At 73.3% G+C, this 20,705-nt stretch carries 21 protein-coding genes; 9 read left to right on the top strand and 12 right to left on the bottom strand.

The genetic code is table 11. From position 1 onward, the window contains the following. Positions 1 to 37: 37 nt before the first annotated feature. From BX285_RS20530 to BX285_RS20520, 3 genes are all read right to left on the bottom strand, one after another. The gene (locus tag BX285_RS20530; RefSeq protein WP_121176242.1) at positions 38 to 1,873 is read right to left on the bottom strand and encodes a M1 family aminopeptidase; all 1,836 of its coding nucleotides are present in this window, start codon (positions 1,871 to 1,873) and stop codon (positions 38 to 40) included. Between the two features lie 114 nt (positions 1,874 to 1,987). After that, positions 1,988 to 2,341 (bottom strand): hypothetical protein, encoded by a 354-nt coding sequence (locus tag BX285_RS20525; protein ID WP_097240459.1) that lies wholly within the window; start codon positions 2,339 to 2,341, stop codon positions 1,988 to 1,990. A gap of 151 nt (positions 2,342 to 2,492) precedes the next feature. Next, the gene (locus tag BX285_RS20520; protein ID WP_121176240.1) at positions 2,493 to 3,122 is read right to left on the bottom strand and encodes a maleylpyruvate isomerase N-terminal domain-containing protein; all 630 of its coding nucleotides are present in this window, start codon (positions 3,120 to 3,122) and stop codon (positions 2,493 to 2,495) included. Between the two features lie 206 nt (positions 3,123 to 3,328). Between BX285_RS20520 and BX285_RS20515 the strand changes: the two genes are divergently transcribed. The 4 genes from BX285_RS20515 to BX285_RS20500 all read left to right on the top strand — a co-directional run bounded on the left by BX285_RS20515 (position 3,329) and on the right by BX285_RS20500 (position 6,400). Next, on the top strand, positions 3,329 to 3,958 hold the full coding sequence (locus BX285_RS20515; protein WP_121176237.1) for a LysE family transporter: 630 nt from the start codon (positions 3,329 to 3,331) through the stop codon (positions 3,956 to 3,958). 137 nt (positions 3,959 to 4,095) lie between these two features. Then, positions 4,096 to 4,815, top strand: coding sequence for a TetR/AcrR family transcriptional regulator (locus BX285_RS20510; RefSeq protein ID WP_097239310.1), 720 nt, complete (start codon positions 4,096 to 4,098; stop codon positions 4,813 to 4,815). A gap of 166 nt (positions 4,816 to 4,981) precedes the next feature. After that, positions 4,982 to 5,311 carry a hypothetical protein gene (locus tag BX285_RS20505; protein WP_097239309.1) on the top strand — a complete coding sequence of 110 codons (330 nt, stop codon included), beginning with the start codon at positions 4,982 to 4,984 and terminating at the stop codon, positions 5,309 to 5,311. Between the two features lie 15 nt (positions 5,312 to 5,326). Continuing rightward, the gene (locus tag BX285_RS20500; RefSeq protein ID WP_097239308.1) at positions 5,327 to 6,400 is read left to right on the top strand and encodes a M14 family metallopeptidase; all 1,074 of its coding nucleotides are present in this window, start codon (positions 5,327 to 5,329) and stop codon (positions 6,398 to 6,400) included. A 115-nt stretch (positions 6,401 to 6,515) separates the two neighbouring features. On the opposite strand, the gene BX285_RS20495 is transcribed toward BX285_RS20500, so the two are convergent. The 4 genes from BX285_RS20495 to BX285_RS20480 all read right to left on the bottom strand — a co-directional run bounded on the left by BX285_RS20495 (position 6,516) and on the right by BX285_RS20480 (position 9,970). After that, positions 6,516 to 7,901 (bottom strand): hypothetical protein, encoded by a 1,386-nt coding sequence (locus tag BX285_RS20495; RefSeq protein WP_121176234.1) that lies wholly within the window; start codon positions 7,899 to 7,901, stop codon positions 6,516 to 6,518. A gap of 6 nt (positions 7,902 to 7,907) precedes the next feature. Continuing rightward, on the bottom strand, positions 7,908 to 8,684 hold the full coding sequence (locus tag BX285_RS20490) for a hypothetical protein (RefSeq protein WP_147465198.1): 777 nt from the start codon (positions 8,682 to 8,684) through the stop codon (positions 7,908 to 7,910). An 18-nt stretch (positions 8,685 to 8,702) separates the two neighbouring features. Further along, the gene (locus tag BX285_RS20485) at positions 8,703 to 8,966 is read right to left on the bottom strand and encodes an ABC transporter permease (RefSeq protein ID WP_097239305.1); all 264 of its coding nucleotides are present in this window, start codon (positions 8,964 to 8,966) and stop codon (positions 8,703 to 8,705) included. 377 nt (positions 8,967 to 9,343) lie between these two features. Further along, complete coding sequence (locus BX285_RS20480; protein ID WP_097239304.1) at positions 9,344 to 9,970, bottom strand: TetR/AcrR family transcriptional regulator; 627 nt, start codon at positions 9,968 to 9,970, stop codon at positions 9,344 to 9,346. 228 nt (positions 9,971 to 10,198) lie between these two features. On the opposite strand from BX285_RS20480, the gene BX285_RS20475 reads away from it, so the two are divergent. From BX285_RS20475 to BX285_RS20460, 4 genes are all read left to right on the top strand, one after another. Continuing rightward, complete coding sequence (locus BX285_RS20475) at positions 10,199 to 10,957, top strand: SDR family oxidoreductase (protein ID WP_220783961.1); 759 nt, start codon at positions 10,199 to 10,201, stop codon at positions 10,955 to 10,957. Next, entirely contained in the window at positions 10,954 to 11,754 is an 801-nt protein-coding gene (locus BX285_RS20470) for an SDR family oxidoreductase (RefSeq protein WP_097239303.1), read from the top strand. Before BX285_RS20475 ends, BX285_RS20470 begins: the two co-directional genes overlap by 4 nt. A gap of 11 nt (positions 11,755 to 11,765) precedes the next feature. Continuing rightward, positions 11,766 to 12,722: an NADPH:quinone oxidoreductase family protein gene (locus BX285_RS20465; RefSeq protein ID WP_183107191.1), complete on the top strand. Its 957-nt coding sequence runs from the start codon at positions 11,766 to 11,768 to the stop codon at positions 12,720 to 12,722. A 92-nt stretch (positions 12,723 to 12,814) separates the two neighbouring features. Then, positions 12,815 to 13,765: an ADP-ribosylglycohydrolase family protein gene (locus BX285_RS20460; RefSeq protein WP_121176226.1), complete on the top strand. Its 951-nt coding sequence runs from the start codon at positions 12,815 to 12,817 to the stop codon at positions 13,763 to 13,765. On the opposite strand, the gene BX285_RS20455 is transcribed toward BX285_RS20460, so the two are convergent. Further along, positions 13,762 to 14,595, bottom strand: a complete 834-nt coding sequence (locus BX285_RS20455) for an NAD(P)H-binding protein (RefSeq protein WP_121176224.1) — start codon at positions 14,593 to 14,595, stop codon at positions 13,762 to 13,764. The genes BX285_RS20460 and BX285_RS20455 overlap by 4 nt on opposite strands. A gap of 90 nt (positions 14,596 to 14,685) precedes the next feature. Here BX285_RS20455 and BX285_RS20450 point away from each other — a divergent pair, with 90 nt between their 5' ends. Next, positions 14,686 to 15,099 carry a helix-turn-helix domain-containing protein gene (locus BX285_RS20450; protein ID WP_121176221.1) on the top strand — a complete coding sequence of 138 codons (414 nt, stop codon included), beginning with the start codon at positions 14,686 to 14,688 and terminating at the stop codon, positions 15,097 to 15,099. A gap of 42 nt (positions 15,100 to 15,141) precedes the next feature. Here the strand turns inward: BX285_RS20450 and BX285_RS20445 are convergent, their stop codons facing one another. From BX285_RS20445 to BX285_RS20430, 4 genes are all read right to left on the bottom strand, one after another. Then, complete coding sequence (locus BX285_RS20445) at positions 15,142 to 15,615, bottom strand: hypothetical protein (protein ID WP_121176219.1); 474 nt, start codon at positions 15,613 to 15,615, stop codon at positions 15,142 to 15,144. A gap of 140 nt (positions 15,616 to 15,755) precedes the next feature. Continuing rightward, a complete protein-coding gene (locus tag BX285_RS37925) occupies positions 15,756 to 17,603 on the bottom strand; it encodes a putative Ig domain-containing protein (RefSeq protein WP_259470605.1) in 1,848 nt (615 codons plus the stop codon). A gap of 457 nt (positions 17,604 to 18,060) precedes the next feature. Next, a complete protein-coding gene (locus tag BX285_RS20435; protein WP_121176216.1) occupies positions 18,061 to 19,344 on the bottom strand; it encodes an esterase in 1,284 nt (427 codons plus the stop codon). A 126-nt stretch (positions 19,345 to 19,470) separates the two neighbouring features. Then, positions 19,471 to 20,703: an acyl-CoA dehydrogenase family protein gene (locus tag BX285_RS20430; protein WP_121176214.1), complete on the bottom strand. Its 1,233-nt coding sequence runs from the start codon at positions 20,701 to 20,703 to the stop codon at positions 19,471 to 19,473. Positions 20,704 to 20,705: the final 2 nt, after the last annotated feature.

Below are 20,705 nucleotides of genomic sequence, written 5' to 3'. Positions count from 1 at the left end.
GGTGCTCAGGTACTCAGGTGCTCAGGTACTCGGGTGCTCAGCCCTCGATGCGGTGCTGGCTCCAGAAGGAGGTCAGGTCGACGGTGGTGGCGGCCTGGGCCGCGGCCTTGAACTCGGCGGTGGTGGACACCCCGTACCAGTGCGCCTGCGCGTAGCTGCGCAGCAGCGTGGTCATCGCGGTGTCGCCGATCGTGCGGCGCAGGTCGTGCAGGGCGCACTTGCCGTAGCCGTAGACCACGGTGGAGTAGCGGGAGGAGTTGGCGTCCCAGTACGCCATCGAGTTGGTGATCTTCTCCGCCGACGAGGCCCAGGAGACGCTGTTCCAGCAGCCGTTGCCGGTCTTGCCGAGGGCCAGATCGGTGGCGTAGTCGGTGAAGGCCTCGTCCAGCCAGGGGCCGTTGTACTCGTCGTCGCCCACGATGCCGTACCACCACTGGTGGCCGATCTCGTGGGTCAGCGCCGTGGTGCTGACCAGGTCGAGGACAAAGCCCGGGTACTCCATGCCGCCGAACCAGAAGTTGTTGTCGATCACCGCGTCCAGTTCGCCGTACGGGTAGGCGCCGAAGCGCTGGGCGTGGGCGTCGACCGCGGAGGTCGCGGTGGAGAGCATCGACTTGGCGTCCGCCGCGCTGATCCCGGCCACCGAGTAGACGTTGACCTTCACCCCGGCCTGCGAGGTGCCGGAGACCACGGTGAACGGCCCGGCACCCCAGGCGAAGTCGCGCACCTTGCTCGCGGTCGCCTTGGTCACGGTCCGCCCGGCCGTGCCGGGGGTGTCCACCGAGGTGCCGGTCGCGGGGACGAGCAGGCTCGTCGGGTGGTCGAGGGTGACGGTGAAGTCCGCGGCCACCGAGTAGAAGGACTCGCCGTTGTTGGTGTACGGGTCGAGGTGCCAGCCGGCCGCGTCGCGGATCGCCAGGACGGGCAGGGCGTTGCCGAGGAAGTTGAACGCCCCGTCGCGGCCGAAGCGGTCGGCGCCGCTCGGCACGGTGATGCCGAGGTCGAAGCCGACGGTTCCGCTCTGGCCCTGCGCGAGCGGCGCCGGCAGGGTGATCTTGAGCGCGGTGCAGTTCACCGAGAGCGGGGCGGGCGTGCCGCCGGTCACGTTGGTCACCGTGATCGGGGTGCTGGGGCAGCTGCCGTGCCAGTTGTCCCAGAGCCGTAGGTAGACCTCGTTCAGCGCGGTGGGCGAGGCGTTGGTGAAGGTCACGCTCTCGTGCCCGGTCCAACTGCCGCCGGAGGCGTCGCTGGTGAGGTTGACGGTGTAGCCGGGCGCGGCCGGGGTGCGGGTCGGGTCGCCGGGCTGGGGCGGGGTGGTGCCGCCGGAGGCGTCCAGGGTGACGTCGTCCAGCACGAAGCTGGTCTGCAGGCTGGAGTCCTCCGTCCCGGTGAAGGCGAGCGTCGCGGTCTGTCCGGCGAAGGCGGAGACGTCGACGGTCTTGTGCACGTACCCGTCGCGGGCGTCCAGGTTGGAGTAGGTGGCCAGGGTGGTGGAGCCGAGTTTGACGGTCAGTTTGTCGTAGGCCGTGCTGGTGGTCGTCTCGGCGGTGTCGACGTGCAGCCAGAACCCGAGCGTGGCGGTGCCGCACCCCGCGGGGAGGGCGACGGACTGCGAGAGCGTGTCGGCGTGGGTGGAGCCGTAGCCGTCGAGCCAGGCGTAGGAGCCGCCGGAGTGCGCGCTCTGGCCGGTGTCGGAGGTGATCGCGCCGCTCGGCGCCGTCCAGGGCGAACTGCCTGACTCGAAACCGCCGTTGGCCACCACCTGGGTGGCTGTGCAGTCCGCGGCGCTCGCCACATTGGGGGTGGCGAGCGCCGTGAGGCCGGCCGCCGCGAACAGCGCGGCGCCGGTCAGGGCATGCAGGAGTCTTCTCATCGGAACCTCTCGTGGGGAGCGGGCCGGGAGCAGCAGCGTGACAGCAAACCCGCGCCTTTGAAAGGGTCATGCCAGCGCACCGGCCTCCACCTCCGAGGGGCCGTACACGCAGGATCAGCGCGGGTCGACCAGCTCCGGGGCGAAGACCGTGCCCAGCGGCTCCGGACCGATGTACTGCTGGCAGTTGCAGCGCCGCGCCTCGTACTGCAGCGGGCGGCGGTCGGCGTCCCAGGCGGTCGGGGCCTCGACGTCCTCGTGGCAGCGGCCCTGCTTGTCGTGCTTGGCCAGGTGGTGGGTGCAGCCGCAGACCGGCTCCGGCGCGCGGTTGGACGCCTCCAGCGCGGCCTGCCGGCGCTCGGTCGCGGCCAGCAGCTCCATCTTCCGCTCGTGCCGCACCTTCAACGCCTGCCGGGCGTCCTTGACGATCCACCCGCTGCCGTACAGGACGACGGGCAGCACCCACCACATGTTGAGCACCTGGTCCACTGACTCTCCCCCGATCGGGCCGATACCAGCCGCTGATCATACTGCTGACCAGCACTTACCTGGCCCCCGCCGAACGACGGGCCGCAACGGACGACCGGGAGCGGCAGCTCGGCGGGCGGCCGGGAGCGGCGCCTCAACGGACGACCGGCAGCACCGCCTCCGAGCTGCGCCCGGTCGCCGCCTCGATGAAGGCCACCGGGTCCGCGACCTCGGCCAGCAGCGCGCGGGTCGCGTGCAGGGCGGCGTCGGCGGGCGGCGGGCCGCCGACGGCCGCGATCAGGTCGAGGAGGTGGACGGTCGCCTCCATCAGCGCCACCTCGCCGAGCGCGCCGACCGTCACGCTGCCGAGCAGCGGGTGCGCCACCGTCATGCTCGGCGGCAGGTCCGCGAGGCCGGCCAGGGCGGCCGGGCCCTCGACCCCGAACCGGGCGATCAGCAGGGCGGGTTCGAGCGAACCGGCGGACTGCTTCGCCGCCTCGGCGACCTGCCCGGCCGCGGTGTGCGCGATGCCGCCCGGCCGGTTGTAGGCCCGTAGGATCCCGGCGCCGCTGGTCACCTCGGCCGGCCCGGCCAGGACGGCCGCGCGCAGCCCGGCGAACATCTCCGGCATCGGCGCCACGTGTGCGTACAGCTCCCGGACGGTCCACGCGGGCAGCCGGGTCGGCCGGTCCCAGTCCTCGGCGTCCAGGGCCGCGCCGCGCTCCGCCCAGGAGGACCAGGCCTGCGTCAACAGCTCGCGCACGGAGTCGTTCTGACTGTCCATCGGCTCTCCTCGGGGCCTTCGATCACAGGACGGCCCCCACGCTACCCGGCGCCCCGCGAAAAGCAGTTGCCGTCGCCGCGGCCCGGCCGCCAGGATCGGCCCATGACCGACTCCCCCGCCCGCCCGCTGCCCGTGACCTCCGCCGCCCGCCCGGCCGCGGGTCAGCAGCAGCCCGGCCGGCCCCGGAGGCGCGACGCCGCCCGCGCGTGAGGGCCGCCCTGGTCGCGGGGCTGCTCGCCGGGTTCGGCGTCGCCGTCCCGGTGGGCGCCGTCGGGGCCTACCTGGTCGCCCTCACCGCCCGGACCTCGCTGCGCACCGGCGCCTGCGCCGCACTCGGCGTGGCCACCGCCGACGGGCTGTACGCCCTGCTCGCGGCGGCGGGCGGCACCGGCCTCGCACCCCTGCTCGCACCGTTCGCCGGGCCGCTGCGGATCGCCTCTGCCGTGGTCCTGCTGGCCCTGGCCGCCCGCACGGCCCGCTCCGCGCTGCGCAGCAGCCGCCCGGGGGCCGCCGCGACGCCGGAGCGGGAACCGCCCTCCCCCGCCCGGGCGTTCCTCACCCTGCTCGGGATCACCCTGCTGAACCCGCTCACCGTGCTCTACTTCGCCGCACTGGTCCTCGGCAGCGGGGCCCGGGAGGGTGCGGCCTCCGACGCCCTGGCCCGGGCGGTGTTCGCGGCCGCCGCGTTCGCCGCCTCGGCCGGCTGGCAGCTGCTGCTCGCCTCCGGCGGCGCGCTGCTGGGCCGGGCGTTGACCGGGCCGCGCGGCCGACTACTCACCGCACTCGGTTCCTCCACCCTGGTCGCCGGGCTCGCCGTCCGGCTGCTGGTCGGCTGACCAGCGAGTTCGCCGCCTCGGCCGATCGAAAGCGGCTCACCCGTTTACGCCCGATTCATACCTTGTATCCTGGTTCTGTATCCGCTGCGTGACATCCGCTGCATCACACCCACCGCTGCCTCCTGAGGAGTGCGGACATGGTCGAACGGGACGGCACCGAGAAGCGGGGCCGGCTGAACCGCCCGCTGGTCCTCGCCGCCGCCGTGGCGCTGGTCGACCGCGAGGGCCTGAGCGCACTGACCATGCGCCGGCTGGCCACCGAGCTGGGCGTCGAGTCGATGGCCCTGTACCGCTACACCCCGGGCAAGGAAGCCCTGCTGGACGGCCTGATCGAGGCCTACTTCACCGAGGTCAACGACCGGCTGCGGACCAGCGCCGACGCCGCCCGCGAGCCCGGCTGGCGCCAGGAGCTGCGCCGGATCGCCCAGGCCTTCGCCGCCGCCGCGCACGCCCACCCCGAGATCCTGCCGCTGGTCGCGACCCGGCCGCTGAGCGTCCCGATGACCCGCCGCCCGGCGCCGGTGCTCGAACTCACCGAGCACATCCTCGCCGTGCTCGGCCGGGCCGGTTTCGACGACGCCACCGCGCTGACCGTCTACCGCACCTTCGTCGCCTGGAACCTCGGCTGCCTGCTGGTGGACAAGCGCCAGGTGGTCGACAACCCGGAGGAGCCGGACCCCGCGCTGCGGCTGGGCCTGCACCGGCTGCCCGCCGCCGAGTACCCGCGGCTGCGCGCCCTGGTGCCCCGCTTCGCCGACTTCGACGACGAGGCGGAGATGCTCAGTGGCCTGGAGGCCCTGCTGGACGGGATGCCTTCGCCGCCCCTTGACGCCTTCTACGGCGGCGACGCATCCTGAGGATACGAGGTACACGTCGGACATATCCGCCCAGATCGGCACCGCCGAGCAAGCCCCGGAGTACTTCCGAGCACTCCCCGAGGACCCGCTCGCCGAAGCACTCCCCCGAGGACCAGCTCCCCCGAGCACTCCCCGAAGCGCCGGCGGCGCCCGGAAGAAGTCCCCCATGTCCGCCGTTCCGAACGAAGCACCCCACGACGACATCCTGCGCCTGCACGTCATCGCCGAAGACCGCGAGACCCTGCGCACCCTGCTCCACGAGACCCGTCCCGACGTCGGCGGACGCCCGCACGTCGAGGCGGACGGCCGTATCGGCATCGACGTCTACGCCCCGGCCTCCGAGATCCCGGCCCTCGAACGCGAGGGCGTCACGGTCACCCGGACCGGCAACGCCAGCGAGGCCGGACGCGCCGCCCAGGCCGAGGTCGGCACCGGCGACCGGTTCGCCGCCGCCGACGCCGTCCCGCACGGCCTGGCCGCCAAGCTCGCCGGCTGACCCGGGAGGCCCGCCATGCCGTACCTGAACATCACCGAGGTCGAGTCCGCCGTGACCAGCCTGGCCACCGCCTACCCCGGGCTCACCGAACTCATCACCCTGCCCGAGCCCTCCTGGGAGGGCCGCACCGCCCACGCCCTGAAGATCGGCGCCCCCGCCGGCATCCCCAAGCCGTGCGTGATGATGATCGGCGGCGTCCATGCCCGTGAGTGGGGCAGCTGCGAGATCCTCGTCCACCTCGCCGCCGACCTGCTGGAGGCCCACCAGAACGGCACCGGCCTCGGCTACCACGACACCACCTTCACCGCCGACCAGGTGCTGAGCCTGCTCCGCCGCCTGGACCTGGTGATCTTCCCGCTGGTCAATCCGGACGGCCGGCTCTACAGCCAGACCGTCAAGCCGATGTGGCGCAAGAACCGCAACCCGCACAACAACGGCAGCCAGTCGGACCCGGCCTGCGTCGGCGTCGACCTCAACCGCAACTACGACTTCCTCTTCGACTTCACCACCGCCTTCGACCCGAACGCACACCCCCAGGTGTCGACCAACCCCTGCGACCGGTACGTCTACGCCGGCCCGAGCGCGTTCTCCGAGCCGGAGACCCGCAACGTCCGCTGGCTGCTCGACCGGTTCCCGCGGACCCGGTGGTTCGTCGACGTGCACAGCTACTCCAAGGACATGCTCTACAACTGGGGCGACGACGAGAACCAGTCGGTCGACCCCGCCATGAACTTCCGCAACCACGCGTTCGACGGCAAGCGCGGCCTGCCCGGCGACCTCACGTACGCCGAGTACATCCCCAAGGGCGACGAGGACGCCGCCGTGCTGCTCGCCGAGGCGTTCTGCCTGGGCGTCCACGGCGTGCGCGGCGTGACGTACAAGCCGATGTCCGGCTTCCACCTCTACCCGACCAGCGGGACCAGCGACGACTACGTCTACTCCCGGCACTTCGTCAACCCGGACCGGGAGAAGGTGCTCGGCTTCACCGTCGAGTGGGGCACCGCGTTCCACCCGCCGTGGGCGGAGATGCAGGAGATCGTCCTCGAAGTGGACGCCGGGCTGGTGCAGTTCTGCCTGGCCGCCGCCTGAACACCCCCGAACCGAACACCCCCGAAGCCACAGTGCCCGACAGCTGGGCGCCCGCCACGATCGACCGTGGCGGGCGCCCGGGCGCGAGAAGCGCTGCGTGGCGACGTGAAAAGCGCTAGGCGGCGCGGTGGAAGAAGAACGGGTCGATGGACGGTGGCACCGTGGTGAACGCGTCCAGGGCGAGCAGTTGGTGGGTGGTGAAGTTGGCGTTGCGCTGGTACGTCACGCCCACCGGGAAGTTGGCCCGGTCCGGGGTGTTGTTGCCGGCGAAGATCCCGTAGAAGTCCTTCCCTACCGCGACCATCCGGATGTAGTCGCCGAGGTACGGCAGTTGCCTCCCGGCCGGCGGGACGTCGCCTGGGGCCTGGTGCAGCACGTGGCTCTCCACCGTCGCGAAGCCGTCACCGGTCAGCTCCAGCACCGTCGACCACTGGTTGTCGGCCAGCCGCTGGTAGACCAGGCCGACCAGCCCGTCGGAGTTGACCGCCCACGACGGGTTCTTGCCGCCGACCACGTCCGGGCGCGCCGCCGACCAGGTGTGCCCCCCGTCCTTCGAGTGGCGGGTGTGCAGCACGTAGTCGGTGGGGGCGGTTCCGCCGAGGTTGTCGCAGTAGGCGATCCACACGCTGTCGGAGTCCGTCGGGTCCACCCCGATCGACAGGTCGGCGCCGGTGCGTTCCTGGCCCAGCGTCCGCTGCTTGGAGTTGAACCGGACCTTCCGGCCGGTGACCACGCGCTGGCCGACCTCGCCGTCGGCCGAGTCCAGCAGGTCCTCGAAGGGCTTCGCTCCGATGCCGCCCCGGTCGTCGCGGGCGACCACGACGTCGAAGGTCATCTGGGCCTTGTCCACGGGGTCTTCGGCGGTGAAGCTCTGGAACGCGACGTAGACCGTGCCGTCCGGGTGCGCCGCGATCCGCACCGGCGGCCCGTCGAAGAGCGTGCCGGGGCGCCGGTCGAGCCGGACGGGGCCGAACCCGGCCGGAGCCGGCCCGGTGCGGGCGTCTCCCGAGACGTCCACGGTGGCGCTCCCCGTCGGCGAGGCGGCGTCGTTGTTGCCGACGTACACCCGGTCGCTGTCGTGGCCGTTCACCGAGACGGTGATGGCGACCACCCAGGGCTGGTCCACGTCGCTGCGGTCGACGAGCACGCTCATCGGCGTGGCCGAGGTGATCGTCGGTGCGCGCAGGATCTGCAGGTCGCCGGTCAGCCCGTTGAGGATTCCGGTGTAGAGCTGACCGCCCTGCGAGGCGAAGCCGACGCTGATGTCCCCGGTGCCGAGGCCCCCGTTGCCCGGGACGACCGGGTTCAGCACCCACGTGTTCCCGCCGTCGGTCGAGACGTACACGGGGGCGAAGGGGCTGCCCAGCGGGGCGGCGGTGAATGCCGTCGCGACGATCTCGTTCGGGTTCTCCGGGTTGACCGCGATGCTGGGCTCATTGTCCAGCTTCGTTTCGCCGCTCAGCGACTTGGGGGTGATGTCGACGACCTTGATGGTGGGCATCTGGGCTCACCTCCGTTCCCTTAGGTCGGCGAGCTTCTGGGCGGGCTGGTAGTCGTCGGCGTCGAGCAGTCGGTACGGCGCGTGCGCGGCCAGCTCGCCGGACGTCCCGTGCAGCAGCCACAGGCCCGGCTGTCCGGGCAGCGGCTTGGGCACGTGGCGCCAGCGGACGTCCTCGCTGCTCGGGTAGAGGACGCTGATCCGCCCGGGTTCGACAGCGCCGGCCTCGACGTGCGAGACGTCGAGCGTGGCACGCCACCAGTGCGGGGCGTGCTCGGAGTACGACGGCAGGCCCAGGTCCTCCAGGCCGGCCACGGTGGCGACGACGACGGCGTCCGCCTCCGCGGCGTGCGCGGCCAGGTCCTGGTTGCGGATCTCCCGTTGCACCGCGGAGAACGGCAGTTCGTCGGCCGTGGTGGCGGCGAGCGAAACGTGCCGCTGGACGGTCTCGGCCGGCAGCCGGCCGACCTCGGTGACGCCCAGGGTCTCGCCGAAGACCAGGCCCTGGGTGAAGAACGCCCTCGTGTCGCCGACGGCCAACAGGTCGTCGTCCGGGGCCAGTTGGACGGTGACCTCGCTGCCCGCGAGCTGCCGGAAGGCCTCGGGCGCGTGCAGCACCTGGTCCACCCGGACCACGGTCGTGCGTTCGTTGCGGGCGTCGGCCGGGAAGGCCGCGAGCGAGGTGCCGCCGACCCTGGTGACCGTGCCCACGAAGCTCAGTGGAGCCTTCCGGACGAGTTCGGTCAGCCGCTCGGGGGCGACACCGGGTGATGATGTGTCAGACATGACGGTCCTCCTCGCCCGTCAGCGGGCGGCACGGGCCGAGGACGGGCGCGCCCGGCGCCACTCGATCCGGGCGCCGAGCAGGCAGGCGGCGGTGACGGCGGCCGCCAGCGCGACCACCAGCCATTCCGCTGCGCCGCTGCCGGCGTCCGGGTCGATGCCGATGAGCGTCTCGATCCACTGCGGCCACACCAGGGTGAGCAGGAACAGCAGTCCGGACAGCCCGCCGAGGGCCGTCTCCAGCCAGAAGCGGCGCCGGACCGGACGCGATTGCCGGAAGGGCATCACTGCGCCACCCCTTCTCCAACCGCCCGGGCCGCGCCGTGACGCAGCGCGCGCCGTTCCCGTGCCGCCGCGCCGTGGCGGCGGCACGACCCGGCCGGGCCGGCCCGGGTCGGGGGTCGCTCCCCGTCGGCGCCGCCGGTCGGGGGCGTGGTCGCCGTGGGAGGTGGTTCTGCTTCGATCCGCAGTGTCGGAGGCTGCGGTGGGAGTGCGCCGGGGAGGGGCCCGCGGTGTCGGGGTTTCGCTGCCACCCTGCGTGCCGGTCCCTGCGCTGTACGCCTACGAGGCACACGTACTTCGTATACGAGTCTGCTCGCACTCCGTGGACAGGTCAAGGGCGGTCCGGGCCGCCCGCCCCCGCCGCCCCCGCGCCCCTGGGCTCAGACCCGGGCGCCGAGCATCCGCAGCACCAGCTCGCCGTATCTGCGGCCCAGCTCCTCCGGGGCCTCGGTCGAGCGGTCGGTGTACCAGCGGGAGACGTCGATGCCCAGCGAGGTGACCGCGCGGGCCGCCGTGCGCACCTCCGAGACCTGGAACTCCCCGGCCGCAGCGCCCTCCTCGATCAGCGCGCTGACCTCGCGCTCGATGTCCAGGCGCAGCGCCGCGACCACCGCGTAGGCGTCCTCGGGCAGGGCGTGCAGCTCGTAGTTGACCACCCGGCCGACCGTACGGGCCCGGGCGTGCCAGGCGGTGAACTGCTCGACCAGCCGCCGCATCCGCTCCGCCGGGCCGCCCTCGCCGGCCGCGGCCGCCCGGACCAGGGCGAGCGTGGCGGCGTGCCCGGCCTGGCTGATCTCGGCGAGCAGTGCGGCCTTCGACTGGTAGTGGATGTACAGCGCGGCCGGGCTCATCCCGGCGGCGGTGGCGATGTCCCGGGTGGTGGTGGCGTGGAAGCCGCGCTCCGCGAACGACTCGGCGGCGGCCTGGAGCAGCCGGTACGCCGCCTCGGGGCGGGTGTCGGCGCCGGGCAGGGTCGGCCAGAGGTCGGCGATCGGAGTGCTGGTCATGGCGCCATCCTCGCAGAGAAGTCGTGCCGGAACTCGTACAGGCTTTCTCGTCGGCGGCCCGGCGGACGCGGGCGGCCTGTTGACAGGCTCCCGCACCGACACCATGCTGAGCAAGCGCTTAGTCAGCACGTCACACGTCACACCGGCGGTCGCCGAGGTCGCCCGGCGGCCGCACACGTCATACGGGCGGTCGCAGACGAGATCCCCGTGGGAAAGGCAGGACGCTCCGTGGTGCACTCCTTCAAGGGCCGGGTGGCCGTCGTCACCGGATCGAGCCGGGGCATCGGCCTGGGCATCGCGAGCGAGCTGGTCGCCCGCGGCGCCAAGGTCTGCCTCACCGCCCGCAACCCCGAGCCGCTGGCCGAGGCCGTCCGGGACCTGGGCGGCCCCGACAACGCGATCGCCGTGGCGGGCAAGGCCGACGATCCGGCCCACCAGGAGGAGGCCGTCGCCCGCACCCTGGAGGCCTTCGGACGGCTCGACCACCTGGTCAACAACACCGGCATCAACCCGGTGTACGGCCCGGTCCTGGACACCGACGAGGCCGCCGCCGCCAAGATCTTCGCCGTCAACGTGCTCGGCCCGCTGGCCTGGACCCGCCGCGCGCACGCCGCGTGGATGGGCGAGCACGGCGGCTCGATCGTCAACGTCGCCTCCGTCGCCGGCATCCGCGCCTCCGCCGGGATCGGCATGTACGGCGTCAGCAAGGCCGCGCTGATCCGGCTCACCACCGAGCTCGGTGCCGAGCTGGGCCCGCAGGGCATCCGGGTCAACGCCGTCGCCCCCGCCGTGGTCAAGACCAAGTTCGCCGAGGCGCTGTACGAGGGCCGCGAGGAGAAGGTCGCCGCCGCGTACCCGCTCGGCCGGCTCGGCGTCCCCGAGGACGTCGCGGGCGCCGTCGCCTTCCTGCTCTCCCCGGACTCCGGCTGGATCACCGGCCAGACCCTCGTCGTCGACGGCGGAGTCACCCTCGGCGGTGGGATGTGACGGCCGGGGCGTTCGCCGACCGGTTCGCCGGCCAGGGCGTGGTGGTGACCGGCGCCGGCCGGGGCATCGGGGCCGCGCTCGCCCGGGCCTTCGCGGCCGCCGGGGCCCGGGTGGTGGTCAACGACCTGGACGCCGAGGCCGCCCACGCCGTCGCCAAGGACTGCTCCGGTACCGCCCTGCCCGGGGACGCCGCCTCCGCCGAGGGCCTGGCCGCCCTGGTCGGGCAGGCCCGCGCCGCCCTGGGCGAGATCGACGTGTGGTGCGCCAACGCGGGCGTCGCCCCGGTCGGCGGGGCCGACGCGCCCGCCGCCGCCTGGGAGAGCGCCTGGGAGGTCAACGTGCTCGCGCACGTCCGGGCCGCCGACCTGCTGCTCCCCCGCTGGCTGGAGCGCGGCGAGGGCCGCTTCCTGGCCACCGTCTCCGCCGCCGGGCTGCTCACCATGCTCGGGTCGGCCCCGTACGCGGTCAGCAAGCACGGCGCGCTCGCCTTCGCCGAATGGCTCTCCGCGACCTACCGCCACCGGGGCGTCCGGGTGCACGCGCTCTGCCCGCAGGGCGTGCGCACCGACATGCTCGCCTCGACCGGCGCCGTCGGCGAGGCGCTGCTGGCGCCGACCGCGCTGGACCCGGAGGACGTCGCCGAGGCCACGCTGGCCGCCCTGGGCGAGGAGCGCTTCCTGATCCTTCCGCACCCCGAGGTCGCCGAGTACTACCGGGTCCGGGCCACCGAACCGGACCGCTGGATCGCCGGGATGAACCGGCTCCAGCAGGGGCTGGAGAAGGGTGCGGCGCTGTGAGGGCCTGGCAGGTGGGAGAGCTCGGCGAGCCGGCCGCGGTGATGCGGCTCGCCGAGGACGTCGCACGGCCGGTCGCCGGCCCGGGGCAGCTGCTGGTCCGGGTGCGGGCCGCCGCCGTCAACTTCCCGGACGCGCTGATGGTCCGCGGGCAGTACCAGGTCCGCCCGCCGCTGCCGTTCACCCCCGGGGTGGAGCTGTGCGGCGAGGTCGCGGACGGGCCCCGGCGGGGCGAGCGGCTGATCGGCAACCCGCTGCTGCCGCAGGGCGCCTTCGCCGAGTACGCACTGCTGGACGCCGCGGCCGCGTTCCCCGCGCCCGAGGCGCTGGACGACGCCGAGGCGGCGGCGCTGCACATCGGCTACCAGACCGCCTGGTTCGCGCTGCACCGCCGGGCCCGGCTTCGGGCCGGGGAGACCCTGCTGGTGCACGCGGCGGCCGGCGGTGTCGGCAGCGCGGCGCTCCAGCTCGGCCGGGCCGCCGGAGCCCGGGTGATCGCGGTGGTCGGCGGCCCGGCGAAGGCGGAGGCGGCCCGGGCGCTCGGCGCCGACGTGGTGGTGGCCCGTACGGAGCGGGACTTCGTCGCCGCCGTCAAGGAGGCCACCGGCGGGCGCGGCGCGGACGTGGTCTTCGACCCGGTCGGCGGCGCGGCCTACACCGGCTCCACCAAGTGCGTCGCCTTCGAGGGCCGGATCGTGGTGGTCGGCTTCGCCGCCGGGCAGATCCCGGCACCGGCGCTCAACCACGCCCTGGTGAAGAACTACTCGATCCTCGGCCTGCACTGGGGCCTGTACAACACTCAGGACCCACAGGCCGTCCGCGCCGCGCACGAGGAGCTGACCAAGCTCGCCGACCAGGGCGCCGTCCGGCCCCTGGTCAGCGCCCGGGTGCCGCTGGCCGGCGCGGCCGACGCCGTCCAGCGGGTCGCCGACGGGCTGAGCACCGGCCGGATCGCCGTCCTGGGCGACTAGGGCCTGTCCCCCGGACAGGCCCTGGACGCGCCCCCTGCCGCAGCCGGGAAAACCGGCTGCGGCAGGGGAATCGCGGCTGCCAGGATGCCGGGATGACAACCTTTTCCGCTGCCCGCGACGCGCTGGAGGGCCTGGCCCTCGGGGACGGCTTCGGGGAGCGCTGGTTTCCCCTCTTCCGATCGCCGAAGGACGCGTTCGAGCAGATCCGGGCCCGGCGGACGCCGGAGGAAGGCCCCTGGCACTGGACCGACGACACCGCGATGGCGCTGTCGGTGTACGGGGTCCTCACCGCCTACGACGCTGTGCACCAGGACCGCCTCGCCCAGGCCTTCGGGGCCGGCTACCGGGCCGACACCGGCCGCGGCTACGGGCACGGCATGCACCTGCTGCTCCCCAAGCTGGCCGAGGAGCCCGGGAGTTGGCGCACCGCGGCGCGCGAGCTGTTCGACGGCCAGGGCAGCCTCGGCAACGGCGCGGCGATGCGGGTCGCCCCGCTGGGCGCCTGGTTCCACACCGACCTGGACGAGGCGGCCGAACAGGCGGCCCTGTCGGCCGAGGTGACGCACGCGCACCCCGAGGGCGTCGCCGGGGCGGTCGCGGTCGCCCTGGCGGCGGCGCTCGCCGCCCGCGCCCGACCTTCTGCACCACGCTCCGGGCCCGCCCCCGCGGGGCCCGAGCTGCTGGCCGAGGTCGCCGCCCGCACCCCGGAGGGCGCCGTCCGCAACGGGCTGCACCGCGCCGCCGAGCTGCCCGCGGGCACCGAGCCCTGGCGGGCGGCCGACCTGCTCGGCAACGGGCAGAAGATCCGGGCGAGCGACACCGTCCCCTTCGCCCTGTGGTCCGCCGCGCACCACCTGGACAGTCTCACCGACGCCCTGTGGACGACGGCGGAGGGCCTGGGCGACGTGGACACCACCTGCGCCATCACCGGCGGCGTGGTCGCCGCCCGCACCGGCCTGGCCGACGTGCCGCCGTCCTGGCTGGCCTGCCGCGAGCCGCTGCCGGACTGGGTCGCCCGGGCTGACGCGGAGGCGGCACGTTAGCGGGCGTCCGGGCTCCCGGCGGCGATGACCTCCAGGGCCGGGCGGGGCTCGCGGCCGAGCAGGGCCGCGAGGTCGCCCGGCCCGCCGGGGCCGGCCAGGAAGCCGTGGGCGATCGCCGAGTAGGTGCCGACCACCATCGGCACCTGGAAGTCCGGCGCGTCCGAGGCCGCCATCGCCGTCCGGGCGTCGGCGAGCCGGCCCGGGCGGTACTCGGCGCCGAGCGCCCCGGCCACCTCCGCGCCGCCCAGGGCCCGCTCGCCCACCAACTCGTAGGTCCGGCCGGCGTGTTCGGCGGGCGCCAGGGCGACGCTGGCCGCCACCTCGGCGAGGTCCGCCCGGGCCACCGCCGCCAGCTTTCCGTCGCCGAGCGGCGCGGTGATCACCCCGTCCGGGCCGGGCGCGGCGATCGCGCCCAGCAGTTCGGCGTACAGGCCGTTGCGCAGCACCGTCCAGCGCAGGCTCGGCGACTCGCGCAGGCGCCGCTCGGTCCAGCGGTGGGCGAGGGCGTACGGCAGGTGGTCGCCGTCGCCGGACAGGCTGGTGTAGACGACGTGCTCGACGCCCGCCCGCTCCGCCGCCGCGATCGCCGCGCCGTGCCGGGCGATGACCACGTCGTCCTCGGCGGCGCCGGCCGAGATCAGCAGCAGGGTCCGGACGCCCTCGAACGCGGCGTCCAGCGTCTGCGGCCGGTCGAAGTCCACCAGCCGGGCGGGCACCCCGGCCGGCACCCGCTCCGGGGTGCGCGAGCCGGCCACGACCTCCTCCCGGCCGGCCAGGCGCTCCAGCACGAGCGTGCCCAGACCTCCGTTGACACCGGTGACGAGCAGCATGAACGTTCCTCCAAAGGTGGTCGGATGGCCGACGGTCGGCGACCTGACCATCCTCGATAGCCTGGGCGTTCGGCATAAGGAGGCACTTTCATGTCAGCAGGGCACAGCGCGGTAACCACCTCCCGACCGGTGGTCTGGTGCGAGGACGGCGTGGACTGCGGGATCCGCGACCTGCTGGACCGCCTGGGCGACAAGTGGTCGGTCCTCACCATCGTCGAACTCGCCCAGGGCGTACGGCGGTTCCGCGAGCTGCAGCGGGCGCTGCCGGGGATCTCGCAGCGGATGCTGACCCTGACGGTGCGGCGCCTGGAGCGGGACGGCCTGGTGTCCCGGACCGTCCATCCGACCGTCCCGCCGCAGGTGGAGTACGAGTTGACCCCGCTCGGCCACAGCCTGACGCACCTGGTGCGGGCGATGGCCGACTGGTCCTACGACCACCACGACGCGATCGTCACCTCACGTCACGCGTGGGACGAGGCCAACCCGGGCTCGGAGATCAGGTAGCAGCCTTCCTGGCCTTCCCGACCTCCCCGGCCTCAACCGGCCTCAGCCGGTGACCTCGACCGTCACCTCGTAGCTGCCCTGCTCGGGCGGGCACTGCAGGGCCTCGCCGCAGATGGTGCGGGTGGCGGTCAGCCGGGCGGTGCCGGGGGCGTGGGCGGTGAAGGTGGTGGTGACGGTGCCGCAGCCGCCGCCGGGGCGGCAGGAGGGGGACGGGGCGGTGGTCGGGGTGCCGCTCGGTGCGAGGACGTCGGGGGCGGAGCTGGTCGCGGCGGACCAGTAGGTGCTGTGCAGGCCGACCGAGACGGTCGAGCCGACGGCCGCCTTCACGGTGGTGTGGTCGGCGTGTTCGTCCACCGTCACCACCGCCGGGCTGGGGACGGCCGGGCTGCTCGGGACGGCCGGGCTGAGGGTGGTGGTCGCCGACGGGCCCGTTCCGGTGAAGGCGCAGCCGGTCAGGGCGAGCAGGGCGGCGGCCAGCGCCAGGACGGCGGATCTTCTCGGGTTCACGGTGGTCACGGTGGTTCCTTTTGCCGTTGTGCGAGCGGTGCCGGTTGGACGTTCCGGCAGCCGATTCGGATCCCCCCTGTCCCCCCGACAGAAAAACGGCACCGGGGCGGGCGCTGGGCCCACCCCGGTGCGTTGTGGCGTCGTGATCGTCAGGAGACGGTCACGTCGTCGTAGTAGGTGTAGGTCGGGTCACCCGGGTAGTTGTCGTCGTGGTTGCTCAGGGTGAGGGTGTAGGAGTGGCCCGGGGTGACGGTCGCCGTCTTGTTGGTCCAGGTGCCGGTGGTGGTGCAGGTCTTGGCGAGGACCGTGGTGGTCGTGCCGGTGGTGTTGTCCTTCAGGGTGGCGGTGGCCCAGTCGTAGGTGACGGTGTCGTCGCAGGTGTTGCTGTACCAGAAGGACACCTTGCTGGAGCCGGTCGGCGCGGTGAAGGTCTGGGCGATCGAGGAGTCCCCGGTCGGGTTGGTGGAGCCGACCATGGCGCCGTAGCTGCCGGTGTGGGCGGCGCCGGTGGTGGCGGAGGTGCTGCCGGCGGCGGTCCAGCCGGTCAGGCTGCCGGCCTCGAAGCCGCCGTTGGTGACGGCGTTGCCGCCGCCTCCGGTGGTGGACTCGGTCCAGCTGAAGCTGGTGCTGCCGGCGGCGCCGGTGGTGTCGGTCGCGGTGACCGTGACGCTGGTGGTGCCGGCGGCGGTCGGGGTGCCGGAGATCAGGCCGGTCGAGGAGTTGATCGACAGGCCGGCCGGCAGGCCGGTGGCCGAGTAGGTGAGGGTCTGGCCGGAGGCCGAGTCGGTGGCCGCGATCTGCAGGCTGGCGGCGGTGCCGACGGTGCCGGACTGGTTGCCCGGGTTGGTGACGGTGACCGTGTTGCCGTGGGTCAGGATGGTGTGCGAGATCGCGCAGGAGTTGGTGTCGTTGGACCAGCTGGCCTGCTCGGCGTAGCTGCCGAAGGAGCCGAAGGAGATGTTGGCGGCGCCGCCGGTGCTGCCGGGCCTGATCCAGGCGCACTCGTCGGAGTTCTCCTGGCCGTTGTAGCTGCTGCCCGAGACGTGGTTGGTCCAGCCGCCGGCCGGGTTCTGGTCGGACATCATCTCGTGCCACTCGTGGCCGAGGGTCATCGTCCAACCGTCCAGCGTGCCGGGCGAGTTGACGAAGCCGACGCCGCAGTTGGCGCCCGCGTCGATGTTGTACGGCTGGTTGGAGAAGGCGATGTCGCCGTAGGGCGAGCTCGCCGCACCGCCGGTGAGGGTGGTGTCGCCGTTCCAGTCGTGCCAGGCGCAGTACCCGGTGGTCGGGTTCTGGTAGTCGTCCGGGTTGGTGCCGTGCGGCGACAGGACGATGTAGTACGCGTCCCGGTTGGCGGCGGCGGTGGTGTTGCCGAAGTGGCCGGCGGCCTTGACGGCCTCCTGGGCGAGCTGGTTGCCGGTGGCCTGGCTCGGCGAGGCGGCGGCGTTGTCGTACCAGACGCCGGACAGGACGCCGCCGCTCTGGTACGGGATGAAGTTGGCGTTGGAGGGGCAGCTGACGGCGCCGGTGGCGACGTTGGGGCCGTCGCACCACTGGGTCAGGTCGGCGGACCAGGTCTCGCCGTTGGTGCCGATGCCCTTGAACATCTGCTGGGTGGCGCCGGCCGCGCCGGCCGAGTCGCCGGAGAACTTGGCGTTCCCGTTGGCGTCGGTGGTCTGGGTGCCCCACTGGTTGCCGTAGAAGATCAGGTAGACCTTGGAGTGCCCGCTCTGCACGCCGATGCCGTCGACCCCGCCGCCGTAGGACAGGGTCTGCTGGCCGGTGGCCGCGGCCTGGTTGTGCTCGGCGAGCCACTTCTTGTAGTTCTCGTGCTGGGACATGCCGGGTACCGCGCCGTGCCGGTAGGGGTGGCCGGTCTGCGGGCTCCAGGGGTTGAACTCGTTGCCGGCGCTGCCCGTCGAGCCGGAGATGTCCTGCGCGGAGGCCGGGCCGGCCACGCCGGCCAGGCCGGCGGCGGCGAGCGCGAGCGACGCCATGCCGGTGAGCGCTGCGTACTTCGCGCGTCGGATCCTTCGGGAGTGACCCATGGGTGAGGGTGCCCTCTCTGCTGCCGATCGTCCGCGGCTTCGGGGTGCCGCGGACGATCCCTTTGTGGGGAAGGGATGGCGGCGGATTCCGACGGGGAGTCGACTCCGGTTCGGATTCTTCCGTACACCCGGAAATTGACTGCCCGTCGGTTTTTCGCTGCCTGGGCATGAAGGAAATCAGAGCTGATGAACACTGGTCAACGGCGAAGGGTAAGGAATGATTAAGGAGGGCGTCCGTGCAGGCAAAGGCACCCCCGGAGGAAGGAAAACAACGCGCGTAGCCATTCACTGAATACGGATCGGAATACTGTTCCGCATTCCCCGCAACCCCCTCCGGCCCACCTTTCCCTGACGGAATTTCACCGGCCGACCCGCCCCGGCCCCGGGGCAAAAGGTCGCCCGATCGCTAGCGCTCGTAGGACATTTCCGGGAAGCGCGGCGAGGGCCCGTCCAGCAGGTGGTCGTCGTGGCCGCGCAGCCAGCGGTCGAAGAAGGAGGCGACGTACGAGCGGGTGGCGAGTTCGGCGCGGCCGGGCCGGATGGTGCCGACGTCCGCGCGCAGCTGGTCCGGGGTGAGCGCGCCCTGTCGGGCGAGTTGGGGCAGCAGGGACTGGCCGTCGGTGTAGGAGCCGTGCCGGGAGCCTTCGAGGGTGAGGTCGGCGTGCCAGCCGGTGCTGTGCTGCCAGAGGGCGTCCCAGCCGGGCTGCTGGTGGTAGCTGCCGGAGTCGTCGCTGCGGGTGCCCATCAGCAGGAAGGGCCGGTCCAGGCCGTCCTCGGCGACGCTGGGCAGCTGGACGCCGGTGTGGCCGTCCGGGCCGGGGAAGTGCATTTGGCCGTCCAGGTTGATCCCGGCCGTGATCCGCCGGTCGTCGTGCATGGTCTGGAGGGCGGTGAAGCCGCCCGCCGAGTGGCCGACCATGCCGATCCGGTTCAGGTCGAGCGCCCCGGCCACGCCGCTCGGCAGGTCCGCCCTGGTGCCCAGCCCGGCCAGCTGGTCCAGCACGAAGCGGGTGTCGTCCACTCGCGTGGCCATGAGCTTGCGCAGCACGGCGCCGATGTCCAGGTCCGGCTGGCCGAGCATGCCGGGGAGCACGGAGGTGGCCAGTTCGCCGTCGGGGAAGGCGACTTCGGAGGCCTCGTAGGTGTGGTCGACGGTGACCACGACGTAGCCGCGCGAGACCAGGTCCTCGACGAGCGCCGTCCCCCAGGTGCGCGGGTCGCCCAGGCCGGGCGAGTAGAGCACCACCGGGCGCGGGCCGCCGGGCAGGGCGGGGGCGTCCGCGCGGGCGTGGGTGCGGATCGCCGACCAGTCGGTGCGGCCCGGCGCCGTGCCGTAGTTGATCAGACCGACACCGGCGGGCCCGCCGAAGTGCTCTCCGGCGGCGGGCGCCATGTACGGCACGCTGTCGGTGGGCCCGGCCGGGCGGGCGGTCGGGTACCAGAGGCTGACCATCAGTTCGCGCCGGCGCCCGGGCTGCCACGGGTCCTCCCGGGCGGCATCGGTCAGGCGCAGCGCGGTGGTCCCGATCGGGTACGGCCCGCTCGGCTCCGGCAGCCACGCCCGCGCCTGCTTCCCGGTGTTGCCGCCCTCCGGCGCCGCCGCCACCGCCCCGGGCGCACCGACCGCGCCGCCCAGCACCGCCGTCGCCGCCAACAGGACCGCCGCCACGGCCCGTCCCCCACTGCCCATGTTCTGTCTCCTCGTTTCCGATCGGTCGGACACGCAGGACACTACGGGTGGGGACGTGCCGCAGCCGTCATACCGGGGAGCCAACCGGCCCCTGGATACCCAGGTATGACACCCCTAGTACTTCCGTCACCTCCGGTACTGCTTCAGCTCCCGGCGGGCCAGCGAGCGCTTGTGCACCTCGTCCGGGCCGTCGGCCAGCCGCAGGGTCCGGTTGCCCGCCCAGAGCTGGGCGAGCGGGGTGTCCTGGCTGACACCGGCGGCGCCGTGGGCCTGGACGGCCTTGTCCAGGATCCACTCGACGGTACGCGGGGTGGCGATCTTGATCGCCTGGATCTCGGTGTGCGCGCCCCGGTTGCCGACGGTGTCCATCAGCCAGGCGGTCTTGAGCACCAGCAGCCGCAGCTGCTCGATGCGGACCCGGGACTCGGCGATCCAGTCCTGGACCACGCCCTGCTCGGCGAGCGGCTTGCCGAAGGCGACCCGCTCCCCCGCCCGGCGGCACATCAGCTCCAGCGCCCGCTCGGCGATGCCGATGGCGCGCATGCAGTGGTGGATCCGGCCCGGGCCCAGCCGGGCCTGGGCGATGGCGAAGCCCGTCCCCTCCTCGCCGATCAGGTTGCCTACCGGGACGCGGACGTCCTCGAACAGCACCTCGGCGTGGCCGCCGTGGTCGGCGTCGTCGTAGCCGAAGACCGTCATGCCGCGCTTGACGGTGACGCCGGGGGTGTCGCGCGGGACGAGCACCATGCTCTGCTGGCGGTGCGGCTCGGCGGCCGGGTCGGTCTTGCCCATCACGATGAGGATCCGGCACTGCGGGTTCATCGCCCCGGTGATGTACCACTTGCGGCCGTTGATCACGTACTCGTCGCCGTCCCGCTCGATCCGGGTGGCGATGTTGGTGGCGTCCGAGGAGGCCACCTCGGGCTCGGTCATCGCGAAGGCGGAGCGGATCTCGGCGTCCAGCAGGGGCCGCAGCCAGCGCTCGCGCTGCTCGGCGCTGCCGAACTGGGCGAGCAGCTCCATGTTGCCGGTGTCGGGGGCCGCGCAGTTGAGCGCGGCCGGGGCCAACTGCGGGCTGCGGCCGGTGATTTCGGCGAGCGGAGCGTACTGCAGGTTGGTCAGGCCGGCGCCGTGCTCGCCCGGGAAGCCGTGCTGGTCCACGAAGAAGAGGTTCCACAGCCCCTGCTTGCGCGCCTCCGCCTGCAGGTCGGCGACGATCGGGGGGACGGCCCAGCGCTCGCGGGCCGGGTCGGCGAGCTGTTCGGCGAGGACGGCCTCGGCCGGGTGGACGTGCGCGTCCATGAAGGCGAGCAGCTGCTCGCGGAGTTCGTTCGTCCGGGCGTCGTACGCGAAGTCCATCG

The sequence above is a fragment of the Streptomyces sp. 1114.5 genome, assembly GCF_003635085.1.
Lineage (GTDB): Bacteria > Actinomycetota > Actinomycetes > Streptomycetales > Streptomycetaceae > Kitasatospora.
Note: the sequence above shows the minus strand (reverse complement) of the source record. Positions and strands in the feature narration are given on the sequence as shown.

Excerpts from the sequence above, each read along its gene's own strand:
- BX285_RS20510 (WP_097239310.1), top strand. The coding sequence starts at position 4,096 with ATGGTCGAACGGGACGGCACCGAGAAGCGGGGCCGGCTGAACCGCCCG.
- BX285_RS20455 (WP_121176224.1), bottom strand. The coding sequence starts at position 14,595 with ATGCTGCTCGTCACCGGTGTCAACGGAGGTCTGGGCACGCTCGTGCTG.
- BX285_RS20450 (WP_121176221.1), top strand. The coding sequence starts at position 14,686 with ATGTCAGCAGGGCACAGCGCGGTAACCACCTCCCGACCGGTGGTCTGG.
- BX285_RS20460 (WP_121176226.1), top strand. The coding sequence starts at position 12,815 with ATGACAACCTTTTCCGCTGCCCGCGACGCGCTGGAGGGCCTGGCCCTC.
- BX285_RS20490 (WP_147465198.1), bottom strand. The coding sequence starts at position 8,684 with ATGTCTGACACATCATCACCCGGTGTCGCCCCCGAGCGGCTGACCGAA.
- BX285_RS20430 (WP_121176214.1), bottom strand. The coding sequence starts at position 20,703 with ATGGACTTCGCGTACGACGCCCGGACGAACGAACTCCGCGAGCAGCTG.
- BX285_RS20485 (WP_097239305.1), bottom strand. The coding sequence starts at position 8,966 with ATGCCCTTCCGGCAATCGCGTCCGGTCCGGCGCCGCTTCTGGCTGGAG.
- BX285_RS20480 (WP_097239304.1), bottom strand. The coding sequence starts at position 9,970 with ATGACCAGCACTCCGATCGCCGACCTCTGGCCGACCCTGCCCGGCGCC.
- BX285_RS37925 (WP_259470605.1), bottom strand. The coding sequence starts at position 17,603 with ATGGCGTCGCTCGCGCTCGCCGCCGCCGGCCTGGCCGGCGTGGCCGGC.
- BX285_RS20520 (WP_121176240.1), bottom strand. The coding sequence starts at position 3,122 with ATGGACAGTCAGAACGACTCCGTGCGCGAGCTGTTGACGCAGGCCTGG.
- BX285_RS20505 (WP_097239309.1), top strand. The coding sequence starts at position 4,982 with ATGTCCGCCGTTCCGAACGAAGCACCCCACGACGACATCCTGCGCCTG.
- BX285_RS20500 (WP_097239308.1), top strand. The coding sequence starts at position 5,327 with ATGCCGTACCTGAACATCACCGAGGTCGAGTCCGCCGTGACCAGCCTG.
- BX285_RS20525 (WP_097240459.1), bottom strand. The coding sequence starts at position 2,341 with ATGTGGTGGGTGCTGCCCGTCGTCCTGTACGGCAGCGGGTGGATCGTC.
- BX285_RS20530 (WP_121176242.1), bottom strand. The coding sequence starts at position 1,873 with ATGAGAAGACTCCTGCATGCCCTGACCGGCGCCGCGCTGTTCGCGGCG.
- BX285_RS20495 (WP_121176234.1), bottom strand. The coding sequence starts at position 7,901 with ATGCCCACCATCAAGGTCGTCGACATCACCCCCAAGTCGCTGAGCGGC.
- BX285_RS20435 (WP_121176216.1), bottom strand. The coding sequence starts at position 19,344 with ATGGGCAGTGGGGGACGGGCCGTGGCGGCGGTCCTGTTGGCGGCGACG.